Raw genomic sequence first — 8469 nt, 5'->3', positions numbered from 1 at the left:
TTGTCATCTCTATTTTTATGAGAAACGTGCTAACTGCTAGAAATTATGGTAGAATAAAGTATTAAGTAATCGTGAAAAAAGGATATCTATGCGAAAAGAAATTGCACCTGAATTATACAACTATAACAAGTTTCCTGGTCCTGAGTTTCATTTACACGGGGACAAGGTTGAAACGGAAGGGATCGCTTTTTCCTTGGTGGAAAATATCAAGGATGCCTTTGATGTGACGGCTTTTAATCAGCGTTTTTCAGAAGTCTTAACCAAGTTTGATTATATCGTGGGAGACTGGAGCAACGAACAGCTTCGCCTACGAGGTTTTTACAAGGATGACCGAACAGAAGAAAAACTTGAAAAAATCAGTCGTTTACAAGACTACCTATTAGAGTATTGTAGTTATGGTTGTGCCTATTTTGTCTTAGAAAATGAAGCCCCTAAGCGAGCATCATTTGACAAGAAAATGCGTAAGAAGGAAGAAGAACAGCCTTTTAGAAAAGGAAAGAAACCGACTCAAACAAAACGAAAACCGAATGCAGATAAGAAAAATAGACGTCGTCAGAAAGACCAGCATTCTCAGAAAGAGGACAAGGGACAACGTCATTTTGTCATTCGTCAGAAGTGAGTAGAGAATAAGGAGAAGAAATGAAACCCTCAATTTATAGTTTAACACGTCAAACCATGCAGGAATGGGTATTGGAGCAGGGAGAAAAGAAATTCCGTGCAGATCAAATCTGGGAATGGCTCTATTGAAGAAATGACCAACCTTTCCAAGGATTTGATTGCTAAGCTTAATGACCAGTTTGTGGTCAATCCCTTGAAACAAGGTATTGTGCAAGAGTCTGCTGATGGGACAGTTAAATATCTTTTTGAATTGCCAGATGGAATGCTGATTGAGACAGTACTCATACGTCAACACTACGTTTTATCTGTCTGTGTGACCACTCAGGTCGGCTGTAATATCGGTTGTACCTTCTGTGCCTCTGGTTTGATTAAGAAGCAACGTGACCTCAATAACGGTGAAATCGTAGCGCAAATTATGCTGGTTCAGAAATACTTTGATGAGCGTGGTCAGGATGAACGTGTCAGCCATATCGTTGTCATGGGAATCAGTGAGCCCTTTGATAATTACAACAATGTTTTGAATTTCGTTTGTACTATCAATGATGATAAAGGAATGGCTATCGGTGCTCGTCACATCACGGTTTCAACCTCAGGTTTGGCCCATAAAATTCGTGACTTTGCTGATGAAGGGGTTCAGGTCAATCTTGCCGTGTCTCTTCACGCACCCAACAATGAACTGCGCTCAAGTACCATGAAGATTAACCGTGCCTTTCCGATTGAAAAGCTCTTTGCAGCTATTGAGTACTACATTGAGACAACTAATCGTCGTGTGACCTTTGAGTATATCATGCTTAATGAAGTAAACGACGGCGTAGAACAAGCTTTGGAATTAGCTGAATTGCTCAAGAACATCAAGAAATTGTCTTATGTAAACTTGATTTCTTATAACCCAGTTAGTGAGCATGACCAATATAGCCGTAGTCCCAAAGAGCGCGTGTTGGCTTTCTATGATACGCTTAAGAGAAAAGGGGTCAACTGTGTGGTTCGTCAAGAGCATGGTACAGATAGTGACGCAGCTTGTGGACAATTGCGCTCTAACACAATGAAACGTGACCGCCAGAAGGCAGTCGCAGCGGTAAATCCTTAATGATGAAGAAGACTTATAATCATATTTTGGTCTGGGGAGTCATTTTCTATAGCATTTGCATTGTCTATTTTTGCTTTACTCCTCAAGAACAATCTCCCGTGGGGGTAGAAACTCCAGGTATTCAGCATCTTGGAAGCCTGGTTTTTCTTTTGACTCCTTTAAACTCCCTCTGGAATCTGGGTGAGGTGAGTGATATGGGACAATTATGCTGGATTTTTTTACAAAATATCCTTAATATGTTCTTACTTTTTCCTCTGATGTTCCAACTCCTTTATCTCCTTCCAAACTTGCGGAAAATAAAAAAGGTCCTTCTTTTTAGTTTTCTTGTGAGTCTTGGAATCGAGTGTACGCAATTAATCTTGGACTTTTTCTTTGATTTCAATCGCGTCTTTGAGATTGATGATTTGTGGACCAACACTTTGGGTGGCTATCTGGCTTGGCTCCTTTATAAACGATTATATAAAAACAAGATAAGGAATTAAAATGAGTATTTTAGAAGTTAAAAATCTGAGTCACGGTTTTGGTGACCGTGCAATTTTTGAAGATGTGTCCTTCCGTCTCCTCAAGGGAGAACATATCGGCCTGGTCGGTGCCAATGGTGAAGGAAAATCAACCTTTATGAGTATCGTGACTGGTAAAATGCTGCCAGATGAAGGAAAGGTTGAGTGGTCCAAATATGTGACGGCTGGTTACTTGGATCAACACTCTGTCCTTGCTGAAGGGCAGTCGGTACGTGATGTTCTACGTACAGCTTTTGATGAGCTGTTTAAAGCAGAAGCTCGTATCAATGACCTCTATATGGAAATGGCTGAAGATGGAGCTGATGTTGATGCTCTCATGGAAGAAGTGGGCGAACTTCAAGACCGTTTAGAGAGTCGTGATTTCTATACCTTGGATGCTAAGATTGACGAAGTGGCGCGTGCCCTTGGTGTTATGGACTTTGGCATGGATACGGATGTAACCTCTTTGTCAGGTGGGCAAAGAACCAAGGTGCTTTTGGCTAAACTCCTCCTTGAAAAGCCAGATATCTTGCTGTTGGACGAGCCGACCAACTACTTGGATGCTGAGCATATTGATTGGCTCAAGCGCTATCTTCAAAACTATGAGAATGCCTTTGTCCTTATTTCGCACGATATTCCATTCCTGAACGACGTGATTAATATTGTCTACCATGTGGAGAATCAACAGCTGACGCGTTACTCTGGTGACTACTACCAGTTCCAAGAAGTCTATGCTATGAAGAAATCTCAGCTAGAGGCAGCCTACGAACGTCAGCAGAAAGAGATTGCGGACCTCAAGGACTTCGTGGCTCGAAACAAAGCACGTGTTGCAACACGAAACATGGCTATGTCTCGTCAGAAGAAATTGGATAAGATGGATATTATCGAACTGCAAAGTGAGAAACCAAAACCATCCTTTGATTTCAAACCAGCTCGTACTCCAGGGCGCTTTATTTTCCAAGCCAAGGATTTGCAGATTGGTTATGATCGTCCTCTGACCAAGCCTTTAAATCTTACCTTTGAACGCAATCAAAAGGTTGCGATTATTGGTGCTAATGGTATTGGAAAAACAACTCTCTTGAAGAGTCTCTTGGGCATTATCTCGCCAATCGCTGGGGAAGTGGAGCGTGGAGATTATTTAGAACTTGGTTATTTTGAGCAGGAAGTAGAAGGCGGTAATCGCCAAACTCCTCTTGAAGCTGTCTGGAATGCCTTTCCTGCCCTTAATCAAGCAGAAGTCCGTGCAGCCCTTGCCCGTTGTGGTTTGACAACCAAACATATTGAAAGTCAGATTCAAGTATTATCAGGGGGAGAGCAAGCCAAGGTTCGTTTCTGTCTCTTGATGAATCGTGAAAACAATGTTTTAGTGCTGGACGAGCCGACCAACCATTTGGATGTGGATGCAAAGGATGAGCTCAAACGCGCTCTCAAAGAATATAGGGGATCTATCCTTATGGTCTGCCACGAGCCAGACTTTTATGAAGGCTGGATAGACCAAATATGGGATTTTAATAATTTAACTTAAGAATGAGAGTAAAAGAAATACAGTACCGAATGTGGATACTGTATTTTTTTGGTTTTTAAGATTTAAAATCGTAGTCTTTCACCACTTCGATGCTGTCGATTGTGATAGCAGTAGTTGGCTTGTCTTTTTCATCTTTTTCGGCTTTGGCAATCTTATCTACAACATCCATACCGTCAATCACTTGTCCAAAGACTGGGTGTTTGCCATCAAGGCTAGGGTTTCCCCCTTCTTTATAGGCTTCGATGATTTTCTTTGGATACTTGCTTGTAGGGAGTTTAGCAGAGGTATCTGTAGAGTTTTGGTTGATGAAGAACTGGCTTCCATTGGTGTTTGGTTGACCAGTATTAGCCATAGCAAGAGCACCACGGATGTTATAGAGATAAGGAGTAATCTCGTTTTTGAAACCAGTTCCCTTGTCTTTAGTCTTATCCTTGTCATGCCAGATGGACTGACCACCTGTACCGTCCCCTTTTGGATCTCCAGTTTGGACCATGAAGCCATCGATGACACGGTGGAAGGTAATGCCGTTATAGTAGCCTTCTTTGGCATGAGTGAGGAAGTTTTCAACCGCTAGAGGAGCGAGTTTAGGGAAGAGCTTAATGCGGATATCACCTTGGCTTGTGTGGAGAATCACTTCGGCTTCATCTTCAGCAACTTCCTTAGAAAGTTGCGGGAAATTGGCATTCTCGTTTGTTAAAGCATCGTTTAACTCCTTGGCAGATTGGGCAGCTGCTTTGGAGCTTTCCTCAGCGGCCAAGCTAGAATCTACATAGTCATCACCACGTAGACTGCGTTGGATGCTGCTACACCCAGCTAGGGCTACAGTGGACAGTAAAAGAAGGGTTGCTAGTTTTTTCATTCTGATCCTCTCAAAAATTCATTTCTACCATTGTACCCTAAAAGGAAGTGGATTTCAAATGTTAGTGACAAGACAGTTTAAGAGGAAGCCAACCAAAAATCACTTGATTAGAGATTCTTCTTTGGATGACGGTCGACAATGTCCTGGTACTGTTCCAGTATTTCCTCTCCCTTTGGAGTCAATTTGTAGCCACGAATCGAAAAGTGACAAGCTAATTCTTCTTCTGAAAAATGCTCATGAAGGGCTTGGTCCAAATTTGTAGCCTTCATTTTTAGAAAGTCCAGTAACTCCCTTCTTCTTTAGGATATTCTTTTTTATGGTAGCGTATTAGATGGTCAAGTGAGTAAAAAGCAGTTTCAATGGACAGCATAACCTTTTTCTACCAGAGTTTTGAGATGCTTAGGAGCATCAATGCCATAAGAGTACTCAAAGTATTTAGGGAACCAGATCTTAAGAAAGCTCGTAAAGCATCACAATTAGTAAACGTTAATTCGAAAGAATTACTATATTTTAAAAGAGCACATTTTCAAAGGATTTTTTCTTTTGGCTTCAATTCCTAATTAGTCAATGAACTGAATACTAGGTCTCAAAAAGAATTATGCTTCCTCTTTCTGTCTGAGTTCAAAGAGGTCTTCTACTTTCAGATTAAAAACTTGAGCAATTTTAAGAGCCATTTCCAGCGAAGGATTGTAACGGTTATTTTCCAAGTGCAGAATTGTCTCGCGTCGAATGCCGATGCGGTCGGCTAACTCCTGCTGGGTCATGCCTGTGGACTCACGAACAGATTTGAGATTAGTAATAATATTGCTTTCTTTGGCCATGCTTATCCTCTACGTTCCAAGATAAAATAGACAACCGCAAAAATGCAAATCAAGGCAGCTATGCTAATAAATATCTGACCCATGTAAAGAGTGAGAACCCCCATATACCCAATGATAACTGATAGGATCATCAGTGCGCCTAGTATAAAAACAAACATCAAGCTAGCTGCCTTTGCTAAATTAGCATAAAAGCGTTCGTCCGGAGTTTCCTTGACATTTTTTAAAGAGAAAAAACCAAATAGAATCACTTCAATAACGAGGCCAATTCCCAAAATCCATTCTTTAATACCAGAACTTTCGCTTGGGGTCGTAACCCAAATTCCTACTGTATAAAAAATGCTTGCTGCAAACACAAGTATCGTGTAAAGCTTAGCAGACAAGTCAAAAATAATTTTTCTCTTACCTTTCTGACTCTTATGTAGCCAGCTCGATATAGCTACAATTTGACCTGACACTGAAATACCAGTAATAACTAACTTGGGTTCCCAACTAAGATTAGAACCAAATACAACAATAAAATCAATAAAGAGAGCTACGGCAATCATTGCAATGAGGCCACGCATTTTTTGACTTTTTTTCATGATAGACTCCTTTTTTGTGTTATAAATATATAACACTTAAATTTTATGTTATAAATATATCACATTTAAATTTAGAAAGCAAGAATTTATGTGCCAAGGTGGCAATTATTTGAAAAAATTTTTTAATAAAAGCCCTTGATAGACAAACAACTAAAGAATTCTTTGAAGTAATGCATCGGATTTGGTTTGGATAGTTTCGTTAATAATATTTGATGATAAAGAATTTTTGATGATAAAGAATTTTTGATGATAAAGAATTTTTGATGATAAAGAATTTTTGAAAAATCTAGATACTGTATGAATCTCTACTTTTTTTCTTAGACTGTATAAAGTCTGTCAGAATAAGCTTTGTAGGTGTAGAAGTTAATTTTTACAGAGGTTAAGTAAGGATTTCAGTACACGTCAATAGATGTCAAAATACTGATTTTAAGCGATTTTTGATTTTTGGAAACTCATTATATAGCACTACAAATCAATAAAAACTCTACCTTTTTTAGATAAATATATCATCTGGATATTGAAGTTAAGCCCTGCTATCATTTCGATGGCAGGGCTTTTTAATATTTGGTACACTAACTTCTTATCTATATTTTGGTGGATTTTAAGTTGACATCTACAAAGTTTAATGTTAGAATACATTCAAAAATATATTTGAATGAGGTGTTTTATGATTCAAAATGTTGTTACTTCAATAATCCTGTATTCTGGGACAGCCGTAGACTTACTTATTATCCTAATGTTATTTTTTGCCAAAAGAAAAAGCAGAAAAGACATCATTAACATCTATTTAGGACAATTTCTAGGCTCTGTTAGTCTAATATTGCTAAGTTTGCTTTTTGCATTTGTCTTAAATTATATTCCTAGTAAAGAGATTTTAGGTTTACTCGGTTTGATTCCAATTTTCCTAGGCCTCAAAGTTTTGCTTTTAGGAGATTCTGATGGAGAAGCTATTGCAAAAGATGGTTTGCGAAAAGACAATAAAAACCTGATTTTTCTAGTCGCTATGATTACTTTTGCAAGTTGTGGCGCTGACAATATTGGTGTCTTTGTCCCATATTTTACCACCTTAAATTTAGCGAATTTGATAGTGACTTTACTTACTTTTCTAGTCATGATTTATCTCTTGGTTTTTTCTGCCCAAAAATTGGCACAAGTCCCTTCTGTTGGAGAAACTTTGGAAAAATATAGCAGATGGTTTATTGCCGTTGTCTATTTAGGATTGGGGATGTATATTCTGATTGAAAACAACAGCTTTGACATGCTAAGGACTGTGTTCGGCTAGGAGAAAAAATTATGAAAAAAGATAGTATTTGCCAAGTGAATATTATAAATCAACAAAATGTTACAACCGCGACGAACTACCTTGAAAAGGAAAAAGTCCAAAAATCACTTCGTATTTTATCAAAGTTTACCGATAATAAACAGATAAATATCATCTTTTATCTCCTTGCTGTTGAAGAACTCTGTGTCTGTGATATAGCCTGTTTACTAAATCTCAGTATGGCATCTGCCTCCCACCATCTTCGTAAACTAGCCAATCAAAACATCTTGGACACTAGAAGAGATGGGAAAATTATATATTATTTTATAAAAGATGAGGAAATCAGAGATTTTTTTAATCAACTAGGATAACAACTATTTTTACTACTTTTCCATGATTATAGGGGGATTGTATATGAAATTTTTTGAAGAAAATTATTCACATGAACTACCTACTCGTATCAAAAATTTAAGAAAAAAACACAATATTACACAAAGCGAACTAAGCAATGCAGGTCAAGTTAGTCAAGTTGAAAAGGAAAAGCAACAAGTTACCACTTCAATATTGCTTTATTTGAATACTCAAACCGACTTAGACTATAAAGAAATTATTTTTGGAGATATTGCCAAGCTTGTTGAAAATATGTTTTACCACTGCTTCGGCTCTATTTTATTTAGAGATTTGGAAACTGTAAATAAAAGAATGAATTCTTTGTCGGATGATGACTTAATTTCTATACAATCTAGCTGTCTTAGACTTTCCAAGACATTCGCAAATTTCAATATTCAAAGAAAAAAATTTTTGATTTCTGATGAAACTGAAAAAATTATCCATAATGGCAAAAAGGTCATTAAAAAATCAAAAAAGATAAATCAATTTCAACAACAATGGACACATACGCCGAGTTAGCACCGCAAAGAAAGTTAGAATCTGTTAATCTTTATATCGATAAGATTGCTGAACTAACGCAATAACTACTCTACTATTTACTCTACCTTTTATTATGTAGCATTCTAAAAACATTGATGTACCAACGTTTCTAACAGCTAAAATAGAAATTATTTAATCTTTTACAGACCTAAACTATTCCCCTATTTAGAATCTATTAATTCATATTTTATAAATTAATTAGTAGATATCTTTTTTAAAATCCTTGATATTTCGCTGTTTTTAGTCTAATTGAAATCTATACTTTCCAAACCAGATCTTAAGAAAGC

Annotated in this window: 10 protein-coding genes and 2 pseudogenes; 7 read left to right on the top strand and 5 right to left on the bottom strand. The window is 37.6% G+C overall.

Features of this window, described 5'->3' with window-relative positions; genetic code table 11:
• Nucleotides 1-88 precede the first annotated feature (88 nt).
• The 4 genes and pseudogenes from HT715_RS11415 to HT715_RS11400 all read left to right on the top strand — a co-directional run bounded on the left by HT715_RS11415 (nucleotide 89) and on the right by HT715_RS11400 (nucleotide 3730).
• Nucleotides 89-619, top strand: a complete 531-nt coding sequence (locus tag HT715_RS11415) for a YutD family protein (RefSeq protein ID WP_001224342.1) — start codon at nucleotides 89-91, stop codon at nucleotides 617-619.
• A gap of 20 nt (nucleotides 620-639) precedes the next feature.
• A pseudogene (rlmN, locus tag HT715_RS11410) lies at nucleotides 640-1705 on the top strand (23S rRNA (adenine(2503)-C(2))-methyltransferase RlmN).
• Nucleotides 1705-2187, top strand: coding sequence for a VanZ family protein (locus HT715_RS11405; protein ID WP_000976714.1), 483 nt, complete (start codon nucleotides 1705-1707; stop codon nucleotides 2185-2187). The pseudogene rlmN and the gene HT715_RS11405 overlap by 1 nt, the downstream one beginning before the upstream one ends.
• Nucleotide 2188: 1 nt before the next feature.
• Nucleotides 2189-3730, top strand: a complete 1542-nt coding sequence (locus HT715_RS11400; protein WP_000025379.1) for an ABC-F family ATP-binding cassette domain-containing protein — start codon at nucleotides 2189-2191, stop codon at nucleotides 3728-3730.
• A 55-nt stretch (nucleotides 3731-3785) separates the two neighbouring features.
• Here the strand turns inward: HT715_RS11400 and HT715_RS11395 are convergent, their stop codons facing one another.
• The 5 genes from HT715_RS11395 to HT715_RS12155 form a co-directional block, all read right to left on the bottom strand.
• Nucleotides 3786-4589, bottom strand: a complete 804-nt coding sequence (locus HT715_RS11395) for a peptidylprolyl isomerase (RefSeq protein ID WP_000731911.1) — start codon at nucleotides 4587-4589, stop codon at nucleotides 3786-3788.
• Nucleotides 4590-4696: 107 nt separating this feature from the next.
• Nucleotides 4697-4858 carry a hypothetical protein gene (locus HT715_RS11390; protein ID WP_007284845.1) on the bottom strand — a complete coding sequence of 54 codons (162 nt, stop codon included), beginning with the start codon at nucleotides 4856-4858 and terminating at the stop codon, nucleotides 4697-4699.
• A gap of 327 nt (nucleotides 4859-5185) precedes the next feature.
• Complete coding sequence (locus HT715_RS11385; protein ID WP_172922970.1) at nucleotides 5186-5410, bottom strand: helix-turn-helix transcriptional regulator; 225 nt, start codon at nucleotides 5408-5410, stop codon at nucleotides 5186-5188.
• 2 nt (nucleotides 5411-5412) lie between these two features.
• Nucleotides 5413-5991, bottom strand: a complete 579-nt coding sequence (locus tag HT715_RS11380; protein ID WP_172922969.1) for a DUF3796 domain-containing protein — start codon at nucleotides 5989-5991, stop codon at nucleotides 5413-5415.
• A gap of 465 nt (nucleotides 5992-6456) precedes the next feature.
• Entirely contained in the window at nucleotides 6457-6630 is a 174-nt protein-coding gene (locus tag HT715_RS12155; protein WP_078374329.1) for a FanG protein, read from the bottom strand.
• A gap of 28 nt (nucleotides 6631-6658) precedes the next feature.
• Here HT715_RS12155 and HT715_RS11375 point away from each other — a divergent pair, with 28 nt between their 5' ends.
• The 3 genes and pseudogenes from HT715_RS11375 to HT715_RS11365 form a co-directional block, all read left to right on the top strand.
• A complete protein-coding gene (locus tag HT715_RS11375) occupies nucleotides 6659-7273 on the top strand; it encodes a CadD family cadmium resistance transporter (protein ID WP_000615748.1) in 615 nt (204 codons plus the stop codon).
• A gap of 11 nt (nucleotides 7274-7284) precedes the next feature.
• Entirely contained in the window at nucleotides 7285-7623 is a 339-nt protein-coding gene (cadX, locus tag HT715_RS11370) for a Cd(II)/Zn(II)-sensing metalloregulatory transcriptional regulator CadX (protein WP_000711082.1), read from the top strand.
• 43 nt (nucleotides 7624-7666) lie between these two features.
• A pseudogene (locus HT715_RS11365) lies at nucleotides 7667-8074 on the top strand (helix-turn-helix transcriptional regulator); the annotation flags it as partial.
• Nucleotides 8075-8469: the final 395 nt, after the last annotated feature.

It is taken from the genome of Streptococcus sp. 4155, from assembly GCF_013276695.1.
In the GTDB taxonomy this organism is placed as follows: domain Bacteria; phylum Bacillota; class Bacilli; order Lactobacillales; family Streptococcaceae; genus Streptococcus; species Streptococcus pseudopneumoniae.
Note: the sequence above shows the minus strand (reverse complement) of the source record. Positions and strands in the feature narration are given on the sequence as shown.

Coding starts and splice junctions, on each gene's coding strand:
- HT715_RS11415 (WP_001224342.1), top strand. CDS start 89: ATGCGAAAAGAAATTGCACCTGAATTATACAACTATAACAAGTTTCCT.
- HT715_RS11380 (WP_172922969.1), bottom strand. CDS start 5,991: ATGAAAAAAAGTCAAAAAATGCGTGGCCTCATTGCAATGATTGCCGTA.
- HT715_RS11375 (WP_000615748.1), top strand. CDS start 6,659: ATGATTCAAAATGTTGTTACTTCAATAATCCTGTATTCTGGGACAGCC.
- HT715_RS11400 (WP_000025379.1), top strand. CDS start 2,189: ATGAGTATTTTAGAAGTTAAAAATCTGAGTCACGGTTTTGGTGACCGT.
- HT715_RS12155 (WP_078374329.1), bottom strand. CDS start 6,630: ATGTATTCTAACATTAAACTTTGTAGATGTCAACTTAAAATCCACCAA.
- HT715_RS11390 (WP_007284845.1), bottom strand. CDS start 4,858: ATGAAGGCTACAAATTTGGACCAAGCCCTTCATGAGCATTTTTCAGAA.
- HT715_RS11405 (WP_000976714.1), top strand. CDS start 1,705: ATGATGAAGAAGACTTATAATCATATTTTGGTCTGGGGAGTCATTTTC.
- HT715_RS11395 (WP_000731911.1), bottom strand. CDS start 4,589: ATGAAAAAACTAGCAACCCTTCTTTTACTGTCCACTGTAGCCCTAGCT.
- HT715_RS11385 (WP_172922970.1), bottom strand. CDS start 5,410: ATGGCCAAAGAAAGCAATATTATTACTAATCTCAAATCTGTTCGTGAG.
- cadX (WP_000711082.1), top strand. CDS start 7,285: ATGAAAAAAGATAGTATTTGCCAAGTGAATATTATAAATCAACAAAAT.